This window comes from Candidatus Bathyarchaeia archaeon, from assembly GCA_038873195.1.
Taxonomy (GTDB): Archaea; Thermoproteota; Bathyarchaeia; order Bathyarchaeales; family Bathycorpusculaceae; genus DSLH01.
Genome location: JAVZEV010000001.1, coordinates 1,309,439 through 1,329,628, shown reverse-complemented (window position 1 = coordinate 1,329,628; position 20,190 = coordinate 1,309,439). Strand labels below are relative to the sequence as shown.

Sequence of the window (20,190 nt, the reverse complement as noted above, 5' to 3'; positions counted from 1 at the left end):
AATTGTTATGAATGGAAAAGGTGTGAATTTATGCCAACATTTTTTGAAAGAAGACAGCTTGTAACGCCTGGAGATTTGATTGCAGAAGGCGATTACATGGCTGGCGAGAACACTTACCGGGAAGATAACAAAATTTACGCTTCGCGAATCGGTATAGTGGAATACGAAAACAAAAAAGTCAACGTTGTAGCTTTACGAGCATTTTACATTCCAAGAATCGGAGACATAGTCATAGGAACAGTCACCGAAGTAGGATTCAACGGATGGACAGTGGACATTAACGCGCCATACGAAGCCCTTTTAAGAGCATCAGACGTTTTAAGCAGACCATTCAAACCACAAAAAGACGAATTATCCCAAGTTCTCGATGTAGGAGACTTAATAGTCGCAAAAATAATCGCCTATGACAGAGCTCACAACCCGCAACTAACGGTTGGCGAACCAGGACTTGGAAAAGTAACTCGCGGACAAATCATGAAGATTACACCGACAAAAATTCCACGCGCCATAGGTAGAAAAGGATCCATGATATCAATGATAAAACAAGAAACAGGCTGTCAAATAATTCTCGGACTCAACGGAGTCGTGTTAATTACAGGGAAAACCCTTGAAGATGAACAGTTGGCAGTGATGGCGCTGCGCAAGATTGAAGAAGAATCTCACACAAGCGGTTTGACAGATCGCATAACCCAAATGATTAAACAAGAAAAAACAAAACGAGGGAAAGTTAAAAATGAGTCAGAAAACTGAAAAATTAATTGATAAAAAAGGTTTAAGACTGGATGGAAGAAAACCAGACGAGTTAAGACCGATAAAAATTGAAGTAGGAATTTTGTCAAACGCTGACGGCTCAGCATATATTGAACAGGGAAAAAATAAAATTTTAGCCGCAGTATTTGGTCCGAAAGAATTGCACCCGAAACATTTGGCACTTCAAGACCGAATGGTTTTGAGATGTCGCTACCACATGGCGCCTTTCTCGGTTCAAGAACGTAAATCACCGGCACCCTCAAGAAGAGAAATCGAACTTTCAAAAGTCATCAGAGAATCACTAGAACCCGCAATTTTTCTCGAATACTACCCAAGAACAGGCATAGACATCTTCGTGGAAGTTTTGCAAGCTGATGGCGGCACAAGATGCGCAAGCATAACCGCTGCGTCTTTAGCTTTAGCAGATGCAGGCATTCCAATGCGCGATTTGGTCGCTGCATGTGCTGCTGGAAAGGCTGATGATACCATAGTATTGGATTTGATGGACACAGAAGACAAAATAGGGACAGCAGATGTGCCAGTCGCTTTAATGCCAAATTTAAATGCTATAACGCTTCTGCAAATGGACGGCATACTAACCTTAGAAGAGTTTGAAAAAGCCGTAAACATGGCAATCGAAGGATGCAAAAAAATCTACGCGCTACAAAAAGAAGCATTGAAACTCAAATATGTAAGCGTCAAAGAGGAGGCGGAAGAGTAATGTCATCAATAATCACACGAGTAAAACAGAAACAAATTGCACAGTTAATCGATAAAGGAAAACGCTTGGATGGTAGAGAATTAACAGATTACCGCGAGATAAAATTAGAACAAGGAATAATAGAACGCGCAGAAGGCTCAGCAAGAGTGTTGCTTGGAAAAACAGAAGTCATGGTCGGAACCAAAATTGAAACAGGCGAGCCCTTTCCAGACACGCCGAACGAAGGAGTTCTGACAGTAAACGCTGAACTTGTGCCTTTAGCCTCATCAACTTTTGAACCTGGACCACCAGACGAGAACTCCATTGAACTTGCAAGAATTGTTGATAGAGGAATAAGAGAATCAAAAGCTATTGATACAGAAAAACTTTGCATCGAACCTGGCAAAAAAGTGTTTGTCGTTTTCGTTGATGTTTATGTGCTCAATCACGACGGAAACTTGATAGATGCTTCAGCATTAGCTGCGATGGCTGCTTTGCTTAACACGAAAATGCCCAACTATGAAATCGAAGAAGGCGAAGTGAAATTAAAGTCGGGATACACTCCGCTTCCATTGAAAAAGCGCCCCATAACCGTCACGTTCGCTAAGATAAACGACAAACTAATCGTTGACCCATGCCTCGAAGAAGAACAAGTAATGGATTCTAGGCTTTCAATAGCAATCGACGACGACGGAAACATCTGCGCAATACAGAAAGGCGGTAGCGGATATTTCACACAAGAACAAGTTTTCGAAGCCGCCAAAATAGCTAAAGAAAAAGCTGAAGAAATGCGTAAAAAACTGAAATGGTGAGAAAAATGGGAAAAAGAACTAAAAAGGTTGGGCCAACACGAGGACTTGGACCACGTTACGGCGCCACGGTGAGAAAGCGCTACATCAAGGTAATTACAGAAATGAAAAAGCCACACGCGTGTCCACAATGTGGATTTGCACGCGTCAAAAGAGAAAGCGTTGGCGTTTGGAAATGCAAAAAATGCGGATTCACTTTCACTGGTGGAGCATACACACCAACCACAAAACTTGGAATCGTAGCGAAACGCGTGGCTAAAGGAGCACCATTAGAGGAAGTTGTGAAAGCGACAGAAGAAGAAGAGTAACAGGAAGCATGAAAGCAAAGGCTACTATCCGTTTGAAATTTCCCTCAGAAAAGCACTTAGAAATAGTCTTAAAGGCTTTGGAGCCAGAAATTAGAAAATCGCCTACAACGCGTTCACAAGCTACCTTTACGCGAAAAAAGAACTTGATAATCTTGAGTGTTGCTGCTAAAGACACAGTTGCTCTGCGAGCAGCAGTAAACGCTTATTTAAGATGGATAAACTCGACAACAAATGTTTTAGAAATTTTAGAAGGTATATCTTAGATTACAATTCTGCGATGGATAAAGCAGTTTGTGATTAGAATATCCCTTTCTATGTTTACTGTAAAAAACAACTCCTTCAGACTTATTCTCTAGATTTTGGTTTATAGTTGTATAATTTGTTAGAACACAGAAAGTTTTGTTAAACAACATTGCAGCAATCCCTCTGTGGAATTTACCTTTATTTCGGGAAATGTTTTATTAATGACTGTGCTTATTGCTGTGCAGAATGGAAGGATAAGAAGTGAGTGATGAAATTTCGAAACTTCCTCCTCAAGTTCAAGAGCGCTTATTGCGGCTTAATCAACTTCAGCAGACACTTCAGTCAATTCTAGCGCAGAAGCAACAGGTAGAAATGGAACTTACAGAAATTGAACAAGCCTTAAATGAGTTGCAGAAATTGGCTGACGATGCAGTAATCTACAAGGCTATTGGTTCGCTTCTGGTGAAATCGGAGAAAGCCAAAATATCCGCGGATTTAAACGAACGGAAAGAGTTGCTCAACACGAGAGCGACGGTGTTGGGGAAGCAGGAAGAACGATTGCGTAGTCAATTGAAAGATTTGCAGACTAAGCTTCAACAAGATTTGAGTCCAGTTTCTCCGTCCCAGTCATAGCCTAGTTTGCGTCTAGGTGACGATTGTGGAAGACATGGGCATACCGGAGTTAACTACAGAACAAGTTGAAGAACTGTGTTCTATCGCAGAGTATGCCGCTAGAAAATATGTCTTGTCAAAGGTTCCTCAGAAAAAGATAGAGAAAATGGACATCATCGCCGAGGCAAATGGCACAAGACCAGTAACGCTTACGATTGACGTAGACATTGCCTTATCGCCCTCGATAGAAAACCTTGACGTGCAGAAACTTGTTGATGAGGCAGTTAAGGAAGCTTTTGCTTCGGCGGAAAAATATTTGAGGAAATTAAAGTGTCATTCGCCAAAATAGATAAAATTTTAGAGGAGACAAACGCTAAACTTGCCGTTTTGCTATGCCATCATAATGCAGATCCGGATGCAGTCTGTTCAGCTTATGCACTAGCAAGTTTGATACGGCGATTGAAGCCGGAATGCGCCGTGGAAATTGGAGCAACTCAGGGAATAAGTAGACTTTCAAAGCATCTTATCAGATTTTTGCCAATAGAAGTGAAAACTCAACCAAGTGTGGAAAAGGCAGACGTAATAATGCTACTCGACACTAACACTATACAGCAACTGAATAATTGGGCTGAAAAAGTAAAGGCTTCAAAAGCGCCTATCATCGTTGTTGACCATCACGCGGCTCACCCGGAAACTGAACGATTAGCTAAAATATGCATAACCAATGAAGAAGCATCCTCAACATGCGAAATTGTCTACAGTTTCTTCAAAGAAAAAAACATCAAACCAAACGAAACAGAAGCTAAAGCATTGTTTTTGGGCATAGCCTTCGACACGCGCCATTTTGTCCTAGCTAACTCATCCACGCTGAAGACAATAGCAGAACTCGTCGATGCAGGTGCAAACGCCCAAGAAACCTTGTCATTATTGTCTTTGCCTATGGACTTCTCGGAACGCGTCGCAAGGTTAAAGGCGTGTAAAAGAGCCAAACTTTTCAAGATTGGCGAGTGGATTGTTGCCTTTTCTCATGTTAGCGCTTATCAAGCTTCAGCGGCGAGGGCTATCATTGATTTAGGTGCGCATGTTGCTGTTGTTGCAGGACAAAAGAACGAAAGTTTGGAGATTAGTCTACGTTGCACGCGCGAGTTTCAAGAGAAAACAGGGATACACTTGGGCAAGGATATTGCTAAACCTCTAGGCGAGTATCTTCAAGGAATGGGCGGTGGACATGCGTCTGCTGCTGGAGTTAATGGTGTAGGCGACATTGATAGCGGTCTTAAGCGTTGCTTGCGGCTTTTGAAGGAAAAGTTATCTAATCAATAATAAGTAGCTACTCTTAAATGAGCCAAAACAATCGCTAAAAAGCTGGCAGGCGCCCAAAAAGAATGGCAATAATTGAAACAAAAAATCTTATATACACATATCCAAGCGGAACAAAGCCTTCCATTAGAGAAGTCTCTATAAGAATAGAGAAAGGCGAATTCACCCTTATAACAGGTCCGAGCGGATGTGGAAAAACAACCCTCTGCAGATGCTTTAATGGGCTGATTCCACATTTCTACCATGGCGAATTAAAAGGAGAAATAACCATTGCTGGGTTAAATATTATTGAACATCCAATTCACGAATTAGCGAGACATGTGGGGCTTGTTTTCCAAAATCCCGAAAACCAATTGTTTGCGTTATCCGTAGAGAAAGATGTTGCTTTTGGATTAGAAAACCTTGGAGTCCCAAGAGAAGAAATGCGCAAGAGAGTGGATTGGGCTTTAAACCTCACGGGTATATATGATTTGAGGGAAAGGGCGCCTCACGAACTTTCTGGTGGACAACAGCAGCGTGTCGCTATAGCATCTATTTTAGCAATGCAGCCTGAGGTTATAGTATTAGATGAGCCAACGTCTTTTCTCGACCCATTAAGCGCAAAGAAAATATTCGAAGTAATTTATGAATTAAACAAAACGCTTGGAATAACTGTGGTGTTGGTTGAGCATAGACTTGATTTAACTGCCAGATACGCAGACCACATAATTATAATGGATGAAGGAAAAGTAGTTTTAGACGGAAAACCACGAGAAATATTAAGCTCTGAAGAAACACGCTTGATAGGAGTTGGCATTCCAAAAGCAACACGCCTTTACCAAATTCTCAAAAAAGACGGAGTGAAACTCAGCAACACAATTCCGCTTTCCTCAGATGAAATGGCTAATCTATTGAAGGAGGCTTTTAGAGCACAATGATTGAAGCTAAGGATATTTACTTCTCTTATCCGAATGGAGTAGAAGCTCTAAAAGGCGTGTCAGTAACAATTGAAAACGGCGAGTTTATAGCCATAATGGGACAAAACGGCGCTGGAAAAACCACTCTTGTCAAACATTTTAATGGACTCCTCAAACCAACAAAAGGAAACGTGTTTGTTGATGGCGTGGATACAACAAAGGTCAGCGTAGCAACACTAGCAAGAAACGTGGGGTTTGTTTTCCAAAATCCAGACCACCAGCTTTTCAGCGAAACAGTTGAAGAGGAAATAGCTTTCGCACTGAGAAATTTCGGCTTTAAGGAGAGTATTCTAAAAAGAAGGGTCACGTGGGCTTTGAATCTTCTAGGCTTGACACAGTATCGAAAAACATCACCCTTCATGCTCAGCGGAGGAGAAAGAAAACGCGTAGCCTTGGCGTCTGTTTTGGCATGGAATCCAAAAGTGCTAATATTGGACGAGCCAACAATAGGACAAGACTATCAACAAAAAGAGAAACTAAGACAGTTCATTTTGCAAATGAAGGCTCAGAGAAAAACCATAATCATTGTCACGCATGATGTCGAATTCGTAGCAGAATGCAATCCGCGAGTTCTGTTGATGAGAGAAGGAAAAATAGTCGCTGATGGAGAAGCAAGAAAAATACTTACAAACCTAGATGTTTTAACTCAAGCATCCATTGTTCCGCCTCAAATAGCGCAGATTTTTCTGCAGTTATCTGATTTAGGTTTGCCCAGCAACATTATTGATGTTTACGAGGCACGAGAAATATTACTTAAGGCTCTGGAGAGAAAGCAAAAATGAGTGTTTTTGAAGGACTTAAATTCCGAAAAGTCTATTCGCCCATTCACAACTTAGACCCAAGAATAAAGTTTGTGTACGTCTGCGCGATTTTCGTAATCGCAATACTCTACGGCGAACTTATTCCCTTAATAGTGCTTTTCGTAATGCAGATTCCATTTGTTATATTAGCTGGTGTCAAACGCGAATGGTTCCGTTCAATGAGAGGAGCAGTCTTCCTAGCATCAATCATATTTTTAACAAACTTCATTTTCGCCTACTTCGGAGGACGAGGACTCACAGAAAGTCTTGAAGGCGCATCCGCCATGACCCTGCGCTTTATTGTGCTCGTTGAGTCGTTCTCAATCTTTTTCTTAACCACGTCACCAGACCATTTAGGCTTAGCATTAGAACAAGCACATGTGCCTTACGAGTTCTGTTTTGCTTTCACCACAGCCGTGCGTTTCGTTCCAGTCTTGGCTGAAGAAGCCCAAACAATAATGGACGCTCAAAAGGCACGAGGATTAGAGCTTGAACGGGGCAATTTTCTGAAAAGAATCAGAAATTACATACCAATCTTGATACCATTAATTGTAAGTGCAATCCGCAGAAGCCTAGAATTAGCAGAAGCCATGGAGTCACGAGCATGGGGAGCCACAAAAAAACGCACAAACCTATACGTGCTTAAGATGCACAGAGGCGATATGATACTGATAGCCCTAACCACTCTTATTTTAGCAGTCGCAATCTATATTCGCCTATTCTTCAAAATCCCATCCTTAAATCAACTTTTAGGAAGTTTACTTTAAACCGCAAGACTTTTAATATAGGCGCAAATGTAAAGGGTTCTCGGAGTTAAAAGAAGTTGAAGTTGCTGAAAGCGGCAGCAGAAGAAATTCTTGAAGGCATAAAACGCTCTATTGAAGAATTAAACATGAAAGAAGTAGAGCGGCTAATCGAACTCCTACTTCAAGCAAAAGACAGAAAAATCTTCATAGTAGGCATGGGAAGAAGCGGATTCGTCGCCAGAGCCTTTGCCTTACGCTTAATGAACCTAGGCTTCCACGTCTATTTCCTAGGCGAAACAATCACACCAGCTGCGGAAAAAGGTGACATACTAATCGCAATTTCAGGAACCGGTGCAACAAAAATGGTTCTAACTGCAAGCTCAGCCGCAAAAGAAATCGGTGCAACAGTCATAGCAATCACATCTTTCCCTGAATCACAGTTGGGACAAATTGCAGACCATGTCGTAACAATTAAGGGAAGAACAAAGACTGGCTGGCCAAAAGAAGAAGACTATCTTGCTAGACAAATTATTGGTGAACGCGAGCCATTAACTCCTCTGGGAAGTGTGTTCGAGAATAACTGCATGGTTTTCCTTGACAGTCTAGTCGTAGAACTGATGCATCGGTTAGGAACAACCGAAGAGGACTTAAAGCGAAGACACGCAACATTGGAATAACTATTGGGAGCGTGCATAACATCCGCGCTAAATGGAAAAAGAAGAGAATGCGCAAGCAGAAGAAGAAACGGCAGAAGAGACGAGCAAGATACAAGTAGCTTAAGCTTTGGTGTTTTTTCTTTTGTGTGTGAGAGATAGCAGTGTAATGTATTTTGTTAGCGTGTTTCTAAATGGTTGGTAGCGTTAAGCATGCTCAAGATTGAACATGCATATACCTTATTAAGACTTACTACACACTATATTCATGAAAAACCACTCACCACTCTAAGCGAAGGAGACAACGCAAACTTTGAAACAAAAAACACCGAGGGCTCCGAAAGCAGTAGAAGAGACAGAAGTAGCCATAATACTAAAAGAAGAAAAGAAAAAACCTGCAATTTTCCGAGAAGCCTATCCAATACAAGAGCCCTATGTTTACGCTGCCATAGTAAAAGATCCAGAAACTCAAAAAACGCTCTATGAAGTCATAGAGCCAACGCTTCAAGAAGAAGAGGAAAAACGGCTAAAAGAGCTGAAAACCTTCTTAATGGAAGAAATAGACGTAAACCTAAAAGAAATTGAAACCAAAGAAAAAGCAGAAAACTACCTTAGGCAGAAGACGAAGGAAATAATCAAAAAATATCGAATGAAAGTACCGCCAGAAGCCATTGACAAACTCACATACTACATGATACGTGACTTCATAGGCTACGGAAAAATAGACCCATTAATGAAGGACCACTTAATCGAAGACATCTCTGCAGACGGAGTAAACATACCAATATACGTTTGGCACAGACTTTACGAGTCATTACCTACTAACATAATATTTAAGGATGAAGCAGAATTAAACTCCTTCATAATTCGCTTGGCATATTTATCCGGAAAAAACATCTCAATTGCATCCCCGATTTTGGATGCCTCGCTCCCAGACGGAAGCCGCATACAACTAACTTATGGAAACGAAGTGACGCGGAGGGGCTCAACGTTTACCATTAGACGTTTCAGAGTTGACCCACTTACGGTTTCAGACTTGATTGCCTTTAATACAATTTCCTCGGAAATGGCTGCTTACTTGTGGTATATCATAGAAAACAGAGCATCCGTCATAGTCGCCGGTGGTGTGGCATCTGGCAAAACAACCATGCTAAACTGTTTATCGATGTTCATCAAGCCTGAAATGAAAATAGTAAGTGTAGAAGACACGCAGGAGCTCAATCTTCCCCACGAAAACTGGATACCTTCCGTTATAAGATTGGGATTTGGGCATGAGGACAAAAAAAGCGGTACAATAACTTTGTTTGATTTGTTGAAGGCGGCTGTCAGACAAAGACCAGACTATATCATTGTGGGCGAAGTGCGAGGAGAAGAAGCTTACACACTGTTCCAAGCAATGGCGACAGGCCATCTGGGAATGAGCACGATACACGCTGAATCAGTTGAAGCCGTAATAAACCGTTTAGAATCTGAACCGATGAACATTCCAAAATCGCTCATAAAAATGACTGATGTTATAATGGTCATGACAAGAACAGAGATTCAAGAAAAGCCGGCAAGACGGGCCAGCACAACAGCGGAAGTTGTGGAACTTGACCGAAAAACAAAGAACATACTGACTCAAGAAGTGTTTCACTGGAACCAAAAAGAAGACAAGTTCATCTTTTCCGGCAACAGCGCCATCTTAGAAAGGCATATGAAGAAGACTGGCGTGAATGAAGAAGACATTAAACGCGAACTGCACCGTAGAAAAACTGTTCTAGAATGGATGGTCAAAGCCGGAATTCGCCGTCACTTCGACGTTGCAAATGTGATTCGAGAGTATTACGCCAACCCAAACCGTGTTTTCCAAAAAGCGAGGGTAGGACTAAAATGAGTAACAAAGCTTACGAAAATGTCAAGAGACTCTGGAACCGCGTCAAAGCAATGTGCAGATTATCAACAGCAACTTCAGCGCAAAAAACAGAATCGCCAGCGAAGGAAAAATTTACGTTAAGAGAACCACATTCCATAGCTTACCAGCTTATTGGCGGAAAAACAGAGCGTATTCTGCCACTCTTCAGAGATTTAGATTCGAGTTTGCAAAGTGCTGGACTGAAGATTTCATTTAAAGCATATGTTAGCTTAACAGTCTTAGCTGCGATGCTGATTGCAGTAGCTATGTTAATTTTTGTCCCGTGTTTGTTTATTTTTCTTTTTAACATGCCATTTTTACCAGCGTTACTGTTTGGTGTCGGAAGCGGCTTGTTCGCCGGTGCCCTTTCAGTTATTGGATTCTACTTTTACCCTATCTACCGTGCAGACAAGCTTAAAAGAGAATTGGAAGACGAGTTGCCTTTCACGGCTGGTTACATGGCAATTCTCGCCAGCGCCGGAGTTTCTCCAGAAAGAACCTTCTATTCATTATCAAATCTAAGCGTTCCACTAGCTGTTTCCACAGAAGCCAAAGACATTGTCAGAAATGTGAACCTCTTCGGTTTAGACATTATTTCAGCCTTGCAAGAAGCGTCAAAGCGCACGCCATCTAAAAGATTTCATGAAATGTTGGAAGGATTCATCTCAACAATACATTCGGGTAGTAACTTGGCCGCGTATCTTCGAGAGAAATCTGGACAATATATGAAGTTGAAGCGAATGAGTTTGCGTAAGTTTTCAGACACTTTGTCAACTTTGGCTGAGTTTTATGTGGCTTTACTTGTGACAGGACCATTACTTCTTGTCATTATGCTTGCAGTCATGGCAATGCTTGGAGGAGGCAGCTTAGGAATACTAAGTCCAGACCTCATACTCCAAATACTCACTTACATTGGGATTCCGCTTGGCTCCATAATGTTTCTGATAATCTTAGATGCGGTTTCGCCTAAGTGGTGATGAAAACGCCAAAAATATCGAATAAAATTAAAAAAATCGTTTGGATTATCTCGGCTTTGTCAGCCATCGCCATAGTTTTATTTGCTTACATTATGTTTTGGGGAACCGCAACATTTGATGAATTTGTGTTTTTTGCAGTTATGACGGGAATTTTTCCATCGACGGTGCTAAACTATATTGACTACAGATGGAGAAAAGCTATAGACGAAAACCTACCAAACCTTTTCAGAAGCATAGTCCAAGCTCAAGAGACAGGTATGACTCTTCCTCAAGCATTGGAAGAAGCATCAAAGAGAAGTTATGGCCCGCTAACAGCTGAATTAAAGAAAATGAATGCGCAAATATCTTGGGGTATGACATTTGAAGAGGCACTCTTAGCTTTGGTAAGACGCGTAAACACTGTGCTTGTGCAAAGAGTCGTACCACTAATTATTGAAGCAAGTCATTCCGGAGGACATGTAGAAAAAGTTTTTGACCCAATGGGTAAGTTTATACAGACAACACTTTTGCTAGATAGAGAAAGACGAAATCAGACAAAACCCTACATTGCCATAATCTACGTAGCCTTTTTCGTGTTCCTTTTCACAATCGTACTACTTTTCAGGTCGTTCTTCGTTAGCATAGAAGGCTTGCCTGTGCTTGGAACGGGAGTCATGTCGCCACAAGAAATGCAACGCATTTTTTTCCACATGACAATAATCCAAGCCTTTTTTGGTGGACTGGTTGCTGGAAAAATGGGAGAAGGAACAATAAATGCTGGGTTAAAACACAGCCTCATAATGATGGTTTGCGGCTACGTAGCTCTAAAGCTGTTTTTGTGAGAGGGAGAAGAAATGAGGCGAATGTTAAAGGGATTTTTGTGTGATAAGCGGGCTATAACGCCGGTTTTGAGCAATATCTTACTTATGGTTGTAGCTGTAGGTGTCATGGCAATTGCTACAACAGCAACGTATGTCATAACTACTAACTTACGGGAAAACATGAGTGAGCGTGTGGTCGTCGAAGATGTGTGGTTTAATAATTCAACAGGCCACATAAGCGTATATCTTCGCAATGTTGGAAAAATTTCTATTCACGTTTCCGCAGTGTATGTTAACCATACTTCACAAGCATTCACTAATCCTTTCAATTTGGAAATTGGCAAGCATGGTTGGCTCGACATCTCGTACAGCTGGATTTCTGGCAACTTGTACTACATCGACATCGTTACCAATAGGGGGGCTCATGTTGGAGGCTATTATACGGCGCCTTAGACAGAACAAGCGCGGCGTAAGCAATGTGATAGTGGTCATGTTGAGCTTAGTGCTAATAGTGATTATAGTTGGTAACGTGGTGCTTTGGAGTTACCAAATGAACCAGCTAGACCTAGAAAGAATGCAAGAAACAGTAAACATCACTAACGCTACGCGCATCACACGATCTTCATGGTTTACCGCGCAAGAAGAATTTTCAATTAGTGTGGGCACCAGATTAAGTGGCACATACACAAATACGAAAAACATAGATAATTCTCCAGAAACTTTCAGAGAGGAAATCCCAACCATCCAGTATAGTCCATCAAGCTATTCTCTATTAAATTCTACAACTTTTGTTTCTGGCTCTCTAACTGAACTACAAACGAATAATGGCGCCTATATGCAATTTCGCAGTTACCCATCTGTATTTTCAGACGCCACAGAAACATTTGGAAATACGATGGCCGGAACAAACTCTCGTAATACAGAAAACACTATTGTTGGTTCTATTTTTACTCCCACAAAAGATGGCGAAGCACAAAGCATCACTGCATATATCCGCATTACGTCTAGTTCCAAAAACATGAAATGCGCAATCTATCTACACAGCAACTTGAGCCTTGTTGCACAAACAGAGGAAATAGTTGTCCCAGTTAACCCTGCAACTTGGGTCACGTTTAACTTTCTCACGCCTAAACCAATACTCAAAGCAAACACAGAATACTTGCTCGTGGCATGGTCCTATTCAGGAAGCGGGTTTTCCTATCTCTACTATTCTTCAGGAGCAGCAAATCAAGGGCATTATGCCGGCTCAACCTATGGAGCAAACTTTCCGAACCCCATGCCCAATCCCACTCATGAGACAAGAGCGTACAGCATTTACTGTACTTTCAAACCAGCAACGGAAGAAACCGTTGAAGTCGAGTTCGCGGGCACATCCAACATTGAATCTTGGACAAACCTAACATGGACAATGGACGGTTCCTTCACAACAGATGGAGTAACCACAACATTTCAACTTTACAATTACCAAACAGGAGAGTATCCAACAAGCGGAGACGGATACATGACAGATATCATAGGCACAACAGATACCACCAAAAACCAGACAATAACTACTAACCCAACAGACTTTAAGGATGCGAACGGAAATTGGAAAATAAAAATCAAGGGAGTTAAAGTAGCTTCTACACAGTTTGAACTCAATGTTGATTGGGTTGAGTTTGAAACGACAATGTCAGACATTTACAGGTTGTCCATTAGCAATAATTTCATAGTAGACTTGTCAACTTACCCGTTAGACTATATTTATGGCATTGAGATAGTGGTTAGATATAACGTTACAGAAGACGCGGAAAGATGGTTCTTGAAAGCATACAACTGGAGTGCGGCGACCTTCAGCGACAACGGTTTCAACAACACTGGAGGAAGCCAACCTACACAGAATGAGTGGAATGAATACGCAATTAACATAACTGATAATTGGGCAAGCTACATTAGAGATGACGGAACGCTACTTGCCGAATTCTCAGATGAAGGATTGAACACGCCTCGAGCTATAACAGAAGTGGATTTTTTTGCTGTAAGAGTGATAATTAACGGTGCACGTTTAGATTTAAAGAATACAAGTCCACTAACAGTGCACATTATCGCCATATGGGTAACCAATTCAACCCTTCATCAACGTTACACAGCTAACTTATTCATTAACGCTGGAGAAGAAAAAACATACATTCGCGTCGACATAACCTTGCCAGAAGAAAACTGCATAGTTAAAATTATAACAGAAAGAGGCAATACTGCAGTTTTCCCGGTTGATTAACCGTTTATTTCTCCATTTTTTCCTTTAACGCCTTAATAACTTCTTTTTGATTTTTCGCTTCAATTATTTGAATATTATATAATTCCGCCATTTTCTTTCCATTTTCACTTATTTTCGGAATAGCAATCAAATAGGCATTTTCTGGGGAGACATCAAAAATCTTGGCGAACAACGCAATTACTGGCTGCTCAGAAACAGAATTTTCAGAGCTTGTCGCAACATCAATCACGGTCACTTTTCCTTTAACAGATGCCTCATAGACAACGATGTCAAACATGTGGTTCGCGCCAGACTTACCCTTGAGAAAAGCTGGGCTCTCAACTTTAAAGCCGCTTTCTGTAAGAAAATCCCTAATTGGAGCGATTATAACCCAACCAGACGACGCTTCTTCTTTCGCTTCTTCTCGCAGGCTGTATGTGTAAATGTCTTTAATTACCGCGTCCTCAAATGTGAAGTGTACGTGGCAATCTCGGCAGAAATGTCCTGTCACTGGAATGTCAAAGCTTTTGTTGCAGTCTTTACAGTTGCACCATACTCCAGCCTTTCGATAATCAACATCCGGTTTTTTTAGTTCTTCATGGCATTTTGGACAGACAAACTTGTTTCCCTTAAGGAAATTCTCCTCAATATCCATGTAGCCACACTTGACATGCTCAATCAGAGCACTTCTCTGTATGTCAAACGATTTGCAGTACGGACAACAATAGCGGACGGAAATGCTTACAGAACCACATTTTGGGCAGTAAATGATTTTGTCGTAAAGTTTTCTGTCCAAAACCTTAGCTTCATAGAGTCTATTAAGAAAAGGCTCCACATTTGCTGCATCACCAACAATCGCCTCAACCATAGGGTAACGGTAACCCAGTTTAGGGTCATAAACGGGTTCAAGCTCACTAATTTCGCTACTTAAAAATTTACTTAAGAAAACTTGCGTGTTACGGTCCTTGTAGAGTTCTAACCTTTCAGCTTTTTCCGTTTTCTGCATTCTCTTCCCAGACTAATTCGTTCTATGCCAACAGTTATTCATATGGAATGGCTTACGGTCTTTATTAATTGTTTTTAGTATTGTTAAAATTTTTGCATAAAAACGTTTGGAATCATTTAGAAAAGTTTTTAAAATTTTTCTCGATGGTTGATTTAGGATAAGCGATTTAGAATGAGCATGCAATCGAAACATGTAGTTAAATGTCCAAAATGTGGATTCGCATTTGACATATCGTATGGTCGAGCATTCGCATGTGGTGGTTGCCCGTCTTCCGTGCAGTGTGGAATGGCTAAATGCCCTAAGTGCGGGCATGAATTTCCATTGTGAAGGATAAAAGTAAACAGATTATGCGTTGAATAATTTTTTGCCCAACAGAACTTCCCATAACTATGTTACCATCCGCAATTAGACACTACTCTCTTTAAAAATAAAGAATTTAAGGTGTAATAATTCAGAGTTGAAATCGTTAGGCAACGTACACAGTCACATTTTTTAATGAGAACTTGCATATTCCAAGAGCACACATAAACATGTCAAGACGAAGTTGATGGTGAGCTAAGTGTCAAGTCAGAAACCTCTAAAGCGGCTAGTGATTCGTTGGGCAACACTGAAAGGACTAATAGCAATAATTCTATTCCTAATTATAACTGTCTTAATTGAGTATTTGGTTGTCCTTTATGGCATGCGTTTAGGCGCTGAAGAAAAGCCGGAAAGCAAGATGTTTGGTTTGATTAGTCCACTCTTCCATTTAGTCCCTGCAGCAGTCGTAATTGCGCTTATGTCAAGTTGGATATACTTGACAAGGCATGCAGCCGTAAAACATCCGGAAATACAGAAGGAAAAAGGCGACTTTAAACACGATAAAAAGCATAGACTGAGAGAAGTGAGGAAGTTCTTTGGAAGAATAAAATTGGGGTTGCTGAAGGTTAAGGGTATCACGTATGTTTGGCAGAAAATACACTTTGCTCGAGCCACAATAAAAAGTGCCTTAACGATAATCTTAGTTTTTTCTGCATTAATACTACTAGTCTCAGTTTTGGCATATCCGCAACTTATTTACCAAACCATAGTTAGCGTCTACAAAACAAATCCTGCCCTATTGAACTTTGTGAAAGGCACATCACAAGCTCTGGCACCAATCGGCGAGTTTTTCGCTGGAGTAAATAACGCTTTATTATCTGTAGCACCGGGCTTCAGAAATTTTGTCTTGGCTTTGGGCTCTGTTTTTGAGCCTTTAGCCAGTTTAGATAGTGTTGGAAAATATTTGGTTTTCCAGAATGTTGCGGCTTGGATAGCTGCTTTGGTAGCGTTGGTTTATGGGCAGTATATGCGGAAAAGTTACCGTTATAGGAAGAGTAGGAGAAGCTAAAGCGTTTTCTTGTTGCGATACATTTTTTATTATTGTTTACAATGCTGTTTTGGGGTACGCGTTTTGGTGCGACTGAAGGGATTCCAAAAGCTGACATCAGTGGATGAGGCATTACAAACTTTCTTTAACACAGTTCAAATCAGGAAACCAAAAACGGTTATTATTTCTTTAGATTTAGCCTTGAATCGCGTCTTAGCAGAAGATGTCGTGGCAGAGGAAGACTTGCCAAGATTCGACAGATCAACGGTTGATGGCTATGCGGTTAAGGCTAAGGATACTTTCGGAGCGTCTCAGTTTAAACCTAAGGTTTTTCGGGTCACGGACGAAAGGGAAGTGGATGAGGGAAAGGCTAAGCAAGTATGGACTGGAAATCCCATTCCAAAGGGTGCAGATGCAGTCGTCATGTTGGAAAACACCAAACGAATCGACGGTGATAAAATAGAAGTTTGGACGCCAGTTACGCCTGCAGAAAATGTTTCTAGAAAGGGCGAAGATGTTGCGAAAGGAGAAATAGCAGTAAAAGCTGGGACTCGATTAAAACCTCAACATTTAGGATTAATTGCTGCTTTAGGATTTTCTAAAGTTAAGGTTTTTGAATTGCCTAAAGTTGCCTTATTAGCCACTGGAAACGAGTTAGTTAGCGTAGGCGAAGAGCTTGGAGAAGGACAAGTTTTTGAGGTTAATAGGCTTGTTCTTTCAGCCATGTGCCGCGAATTAGGCGCGGAACTTGTTGATTTGGGAATAGCGAAGGATAACGTTGCTGAGATTGTCTCGAAATTGAAGGCGGGATTTGCGGCTGACGTAATAATAACTACTGGCGGGACTAGTGTTGGTCTTTCAGACCTTGTTCCAGAAGCGGTAAACAAGCTTGGGAAACCTGGGGTAATCGTTCATGGTGTTGCCATGCGCCCTGCAATGCCAACTGCTCTTGCTGTTGTGTCTGGAAAACCTATTATTATCTTGTCGGGCAATCCTGTTGCTGCGATGATTGGGTTTGAAGTTTTTGCTAGACCGTTAATCAGTAGAATGCTTGGAATGAAGCGGCAGGAGCTCAGACCAGTCGTGACTGCTAGGGTGACGAGAAAAGTAGCTATGACGTTGGGAAGAAAAACTTTTGTCCGTGTTCGCGTTTTTCAGAAAAATGGAGAGTTTTTTGCCGAGCCTGTGAGTGCAAAAGGGTCTGGGATGATTTCAACTGTGGCCAAAGCGAATGGTTATGTGATTGTTCCAGAGAACCGAGAAGGACTTACAGAAGGAGAAACTGTCACGGTTTACTTGTTCGGTTATGTAGAGATGGGTGAGGCAGATGTTTAGAAAGCTCCTTACGCTGGATGAAGCAAAACAGACTATACTGGAATATTTTAGACCAAAGCCTCTGGGCGTTGAAGAGATTCAATTGTTAGAAGCTTATAATCGTGTTCTCGCAGAAAATGTAATCGCTGATTTGGATATTCCGCCTTTTGACAGGTCAACTGTTGATGGTTATGCGGTGAAAGCTGAAGACACGTTTGGTGCAGAAGAAAACAAACCGGTAAAGCTTAAAATTTTTGGCATGGTCAATGTTGGAGAACCGCCAAAAATAGCTGTTGTTTCGGGCGAAGTTGTTGAGATTGCAACTGGAGCGCCTATGCCTAATGGGGCTGATGCTGTTGTGATGGTTGAACACACGGAGCGGAAGAATGGTGAAGTTTGGATTTACAATGCTGTTGTGAAGGATGAAAATGTAATGAAAGCTGGTGCAGATATTAGGGAGGGGGAAACTGTCTTAAAGAATGGACAGTTGCTTGGGTCAAGAGAAATAGGTGTCTTAGCGGCAATTGGAAAAACTAAGGCTAGGGTTTACAAGATTCCACGAGTTGCGGTTCTTTCAACAGGCGCTGAAATTACTGAGCCAGGAAGAGTATTGTCTTTTGGTAAAATTTATGACATAAACGCTTACAGTTTGAGCACTGCAGTGTTGGAAAGTGGCGGAAAACCAGTTTATTTGGGTGTTTTTCCAGACGATAAGGATGAAGTACAAAAAGCGTTAAAACAGGCTTTGGCATCTGCAGATATGGTCGTAACTTCAGGTGGAGTTTCAGTTGGTCCAAAAGATGTTATGCCACAAACGTTAAATTCGCTTGGAAAACCAGGAGTGATTGTTTGTGGAATCGCGACTAAGCCGGGAAAACCTACAACGGTTGCTTTGGTTGATGGGAAACTGGTTTTTTCGTTGCCGGGGCATCCAACTTCGGCGTTGTTAATTTTTCATTTGCTTGTTCGTCCAATTATTCAGCAATTGGCGGGACGAAAAGCGAAAGGGCTTTCAACTGTTAAGGCTTTTGCGGCTACGAGAATGTTTCCAGCGAAGGGTAGACGAACGTTTGTTATGGTTAAGTTGAAACGTGACAAGTCAAAGCGGTTGCTTGCGGAGCCAGTTCCATCGGGGCTTTCGGGAGCTATTACTACGCTTGCAAAGGCGGATGGTTTTGTGGAAATAGCTGAAAACCAGCAGTTCGTTGATGCTGATGAGGAGGTTTTGGTTCGTCTTTTTAGAAGCTTAGAAGAAAGGTGGTTTTAGCTTTCTAAGGTTTTTCTTTTGGTTGCTATGTATACTGTGAAAATCCATGTTAAGATTAAGTAAGCAATTGTACTTATGTCATAAATTAGGTTCTTTCCTAGCGAGGAAATGGACGTGAATATTGTGTAGGCTGAGAAGGTTGTGGCTGTGAAGAAAAGTATAATGACTAGCCATATTGTCCAGAACCGTTTTCTAATTAATCCATACGCTGTTACTATGCTTAGCATGCCGATTATGCTGATGTGTAGTGGAAAATTGGCGAATGGTAATATGGCGAGGAGTATTATTCCAGCAATTATGTAAAATACGGATGCAGCGTACATTCCCAAGTTTTCCATGGTAAATTTTGATTTAATGGACATTCAATCACCGCTCTTTTTAAAGATGCATTGACACTAACATTAATAAATTTAATGTTTTCTTGGCAAGCCATTTAAGAAGTGGATTAGCTTTAGCCAGTAGTTAACGAAAAAGTTTAGAACACCAGCATTAGAATAGAGAAGAGAAAAAGAGGAAAATGCATGAGTCACCATGAGCTTTTTGTTTCTCAATCGAACGTTTTCAGCGGTTTTCAGAAGCCTTTCGAAAAAGCGAAGTATGTGATTTTTGGCGTTCCCTTTGATGTTACAAGCACGTATCGTACTGGGGCAAGATTTGGTCCAAACGCGGTTCGGCAAGCGTCGCTTAATATAGAAACTTACAGTTTTCGCACGGGTGTGGATGTTGAGGATTTACAGTTGCATGATTTGGGTGATTTGCATGTGCTTGCAGACACGGAAAAGACTTTGGAAAGAATCAAGTTGGTAGTTGCTGATATTTTGGAAGCCGGAAAAATTCCAGTAATCATTGGCGGAGAGCATACTATTACGTTGGGCGTTGCGAAGGGGTTGGGTAAAAGAGCGTCTAAGACGGCGATTGTGAGTTTTGATGCGCACTTGGATTTGCGTAGCGAGTTTATGGGATTGACGCTTTCTCACACGACTTTTATGCGTAGAATAAATGAGGAAGTCAAGCCTGCGAAAATTGTTGAAGTGGGCACGAGAGCTGTTTGTAAGGAAGAGTTAGCTTACGCAAAGAAGGTTGGAATAGAATTTTTCACGGCGCAACAGATTAGAAAGGATGGAGTTCAGCGCGTTATAAAGCAGTTGCATGAGAAACTTGCAGGATGCGAGAGCATTTACTTGTCTGTGGACATGGATGTGCTTGACCCAGCATTCGCGCCTGCAGTGCAGAATCCGGAACCAGAAGGGTTAGAACCGCACGTTTTGCTGGATATTCTATGCGGTTTATGCGATAAGCGGGTTGTGGGCTTTGATGTTTTGGAAGTTGCGCCAAACTATGACCAAGGGGTTTCGGCTGTTCAAGCGGCTAAAGTGATTTTTGAAGTTCTTTGTTTTTTGGAAAAGTCTAGGAAAGGTGCGAGATAAAAGAGTTAAGTCGTACTAGTAATG

Annotated in this window: 23 protein-coding genes; 21 read left to right on the top strand and 2 right to left on the bottom strand. The window is 41.4% G+C overall.

Annotation, left to right across the window (positions count from 1 at the left end):
- Nucleotides 1-30: 30 nt before the first annotated feature.
- From rrp4 to QXW63_07355, 17 genes are all read left to right on the top strand, one after another.
- Nucleotides 31-750 (top strand): exosome complex RNA-binding protein Rrp4, encoded by a 720-nt coding sequence (gene rrp4 / locus QXW63_07435; GenBank protein MEM3461724.1) that lies wholly within the window; start codon nucleotides 31-33, stop codon nucleotides 748-750.
- Nucleotides 734-1,471, top strand: coding sequence for an exosome complex exonuclease Rrp41 (gene rrp41 / locus QXW63_07430; GenBank protein ID MEM3461723.1), 738 nt, complete (start codon nucleotides 734-736; stop codon nucleotides 1,469-1,471). The genes rrp4 and rrp41 overlap by 17 nt, the downstream gene beginning before the upstream one ends.
- The gene (gene rrp42, locus QXW63_07425) at nucleotides 1,471-2,262 is read left to right on the top strand and encodes an exosome complex protein Rrp42 (GenBank protein MEM3461722.1); all 792 of its coding nucleotides are present in this window, start codon (nucleotides 1,471-1,473) and stop codon (nucleotides 2,260-2,262) included. Before rrp41 ends, rrp42 begins: the two co-directional genes overlap by 1 nt.
- Before the next feature lie 5 nt (nucleotides 2,263-2,267).
- Nucleotides 2,268-2,567 (top strand): 50S ribosomal protein L37ae, encoded by a 300-nt coding sequence (locus QXW63_07420; protein MEM3461721.1) that lies wholly within the window; start codon nucleotides 2,268-2,270, stop codon nucleotides 2,565-2,567.
- Nucleotides 2,568-2,575: 8 nt separating this feature from the next.
- Nucleotides 2,576-2,830: a KEOPS complex subunit Pcc1 gene (locus QXW63_07415; protein ID MEM3461720.1), complete on the top strand. Its 255-nt coding sequence runs from the start codon at nucleotides 2,576-2,578 to the stop codon at nucleotides 2,828-2,830.
- Nucleotides 2,831-3,071: 241 nt separating this feature from the next.
- Nucleotides 3,072-3,443, top strand: a complete 372-nt coding sequence (locus tag QXW63_07410) for a prefoldin subunit beta (GenBank protein ID MEM3461719.1) — start codon at nucleotides 3,072-3,074, stop codon at nucleotides 3,441-3,443.
- Nucleotides 3,444-3,477: 34 nt separating this feature from the next.
- The gene (locus QXW63_07405) at nucleotides 3,478-3,771 is read left to right on the top strand and encodes a DUF3194 domain-containing protein (protein MEM3461718.1); all 294 of its coding nucleotides are present in this window, start codon (nucleotides 3,478-3,480) and stop codon (nucleotides 3,769-3,771) included.
- Nucleotides 3,753-4,745 (top strand): DHH family phosphoesterase, encoded by a 993-nt coding sequence (locus QXW63_07400; protein ID MEM3461717.1) that lies wholly within the window; start codon nucleotides 3,753-3,755, stop codon nucleotides 4,743-4,745. The genes QXW63_07405 and QXW63_07400 overlap by 19 nt, the downstream gene beginning before the upstream one ends.
- 62 nt (nucleotides 4,746-4,807) lie before the next feature.
- A complete protein-coding gene (locus QXW63_07395; GenBank protein MEM3461716.1) occupies nucleotides 4,808-5,659 on the top strand; it encodes an ATP-binding cassette domain-containing protein in 852 nt (283 codons plus the stop codon).
- A complete protein-coding gene (locus QXW63_07390) occupies nucleotides 5,656-6,480 on the top strand; it encodes an ABC transporter ATP-binding protein (GenBank protein ID MEM3461715.1) in 825 nt (274 codons plus the stop codon). Before QXW63_07395 ends, QXW63_07390 begins: the two co-directional genes overlap by 4 nt.
- Complete coding sequence (locus QXW63_07385; protein ID MEM3461714.1) at nucleotides 6,477-7,265, top strand: energy-coupling factor transporter transmembrane component T; 789 nt, start codon at nucleotides 6,477-6,479, stop codon at nucleotides 7,263-7,265. Before QXW63_07390 ends, QXW63_07385 begins: the two co-directional genes overlap by 4 nt.
- Nucleotides 7,266-7,321: 56 nt before the next feature.
- Nucleotides 7,322-7,921, top strand: coding sequence for a 6-phospho-3-hexuloisomerase (hxlB, locus tag QXW63_07380; GenBank protein MEM3461713.1), 600 nt, complete (start codon nucleotides 7,322-7,324; stop codon nucleotides 7,919-7,921).
- Between the two features lie 289 nt (nucleotides 7,922-8,210).
- Nucleotides 8,211-9,773: a type II/IV secretion system ATPase subunit gene (locus tag QXW63_07375; protein MEM3461712.1), complete on the top strand. Its 1,563-nt coding sequence runs from the start codon at nucleotides 8,211-8,213 to the stop codon at nucleotides 9,771-9,773.
- A complete protein-coding gene (locus QXW63_07370; GenBank protein MEM3461711.1) occupies nucleotides 9,770-10,768 on the top strand; it encodes a type II secretion system F family protein in 999 nt (332 codons plus the stop codon). The genes QXW63_07375 and QXW63_07370 overlap by 4 nt, the downstream gene beginning before the upstream one ends.
- Nucleotides 10,768-11,589 carry a type II secretion system F family protein gene (locus tag QXW63_07365; GenBank protein ID MEM3461710.1) on the top strand — a complete coding sequence of 274 codons (822 nt, stop codon included), beginning with the start codon at nucleotides 10,768-10,770 and terminating at the stop codon, nucleotides 11,587-11,589. The genes QXW63_07370 and QXW63_07365 overlap by 1 nt, the downstream gene beginning before the upstream one ends.
- Nucleotides 11,590-11,601: 12 nt before the next feature.
- Entirely contained in the window at nucleotides 11,602-12,021 is a 420-nt protein-coding gene (locus QXW63_07360) for a hypothetical protein (GenBank protein ID MEM3461709.1), read from the top strand.
- Between the two features lie 37 nt (nucleotides 12,022-12,058).
- Nucleotides 12,059-13,825: a hypothetical protein gene (locus tag QXW63_07355; protein ID MEM3461708.1), complete on the top strand. Its 1,767-nt coding sequence runs from the start codon at nucleotides 12,059-12,061 to the stop codon at nucleotides 13,823-13,825.
- Between the two features lie 4 nt (nucleotides 13,826-13,829).
- On the opposite strand, the gene QXW63_07350 is transcribed toward QXW63_07355, so the two are convergent.
- The gene (locus tag QXW63_07350; GenBank protein ID MEM3461707.1) at nucleotides 13,830-14,810 is read right to left on the bottom strand and encodes a hypothetical protein; all 981 of its coding nucleotides are present in this window, start codon (nucleotides 14,808-14,810) and stop codon (nucleotides 13,830-13,832) included.
- A gap of 559 nt (nucleotides 14,811-15,369) precedes the next feature.
- Here QXW63_07350 and QXW63_07345 point away from each other — a divergent pair.
- The 3 genes from QXW63_07345 to QXW63_07335 all read left to right on the top strand — a co-directional run bounded on the left by QXW63_07345 (nucleotide 15,370) and on the right by QXW63_07335 (nucleotide 18,739).
- On the top strand, nucleotides 15,370-16,179 hold the full coding sequence (locus QXW63_07345) for a hypothetical protein (GenBank protein ID MEM3461706.1): 810 nt from the start codon (nucleotides 15,370-15,372) through the stop codon (nucleotides 16,177-16,179).
- A gap of 66 nt (nucleotides 16,180-16,245) precedes the next feature.
- The gene (locus QXW63_07340; GenBank protein MEM3461705.1) at nucleotides 16,246-17,493 is read left to right on the top strand and encodes a molybdopterin molybdotransferase MoeA; all 1,248 of its coding nucleotides are present in this window, start codon (nucleotides 16,246-16,248) and stop codon (nucleotides 17,491-17,493) included.
- Nucleotides 17,486-18,739 (top strand): molybdopterin-binding protein, encoded by a 1,254-nt coding sequence (locus tag QXW63_07335; protein ID MEM3461704.1) that lies wholly within the window; start codon nucleotides 17,486-17,488, stop codon nucleotides 18,737-18,739. The genes QXW63_07340 and QXW63_07335 overlap by 8 nt, the downstream gene beginning before the upstream one ends.
- Here QXW63_07335 and QXW63_07330 read toward each other — a convergent pair.
- A complete protein-coding gene (locus QXW63_07330; GenBank protein ID MEM3461703.1) occupies nucleotides 18,736-19,101 on the bottom strand; it encodes a hypothetical protein in 366 nt (121 codons plus the stop codon). The genes QXW63_07335 and QXW63_07330 overlap by 4 nt on opposite strands.
- A gap of 159 nt (nucleotides 19,102-19,260) precedes the next feature.
- Here QXW63_07330 and speB point away from each other — a divergent pair, with 159 nt between their 5' ends.
- Nucleotides 19,261-20,166, top strand: a complete 906-nt coding sequence (gene speB, locus QXW63_07325) for an agmatinase (GenBank protein ID MEM3461702.1) — start codon at nucleotides 19,261-19,263, stop codon at nucleotides 20,164-20,166.
- Nucleotides 20,167-20,190: the final 24 nt, after the last annotated feature.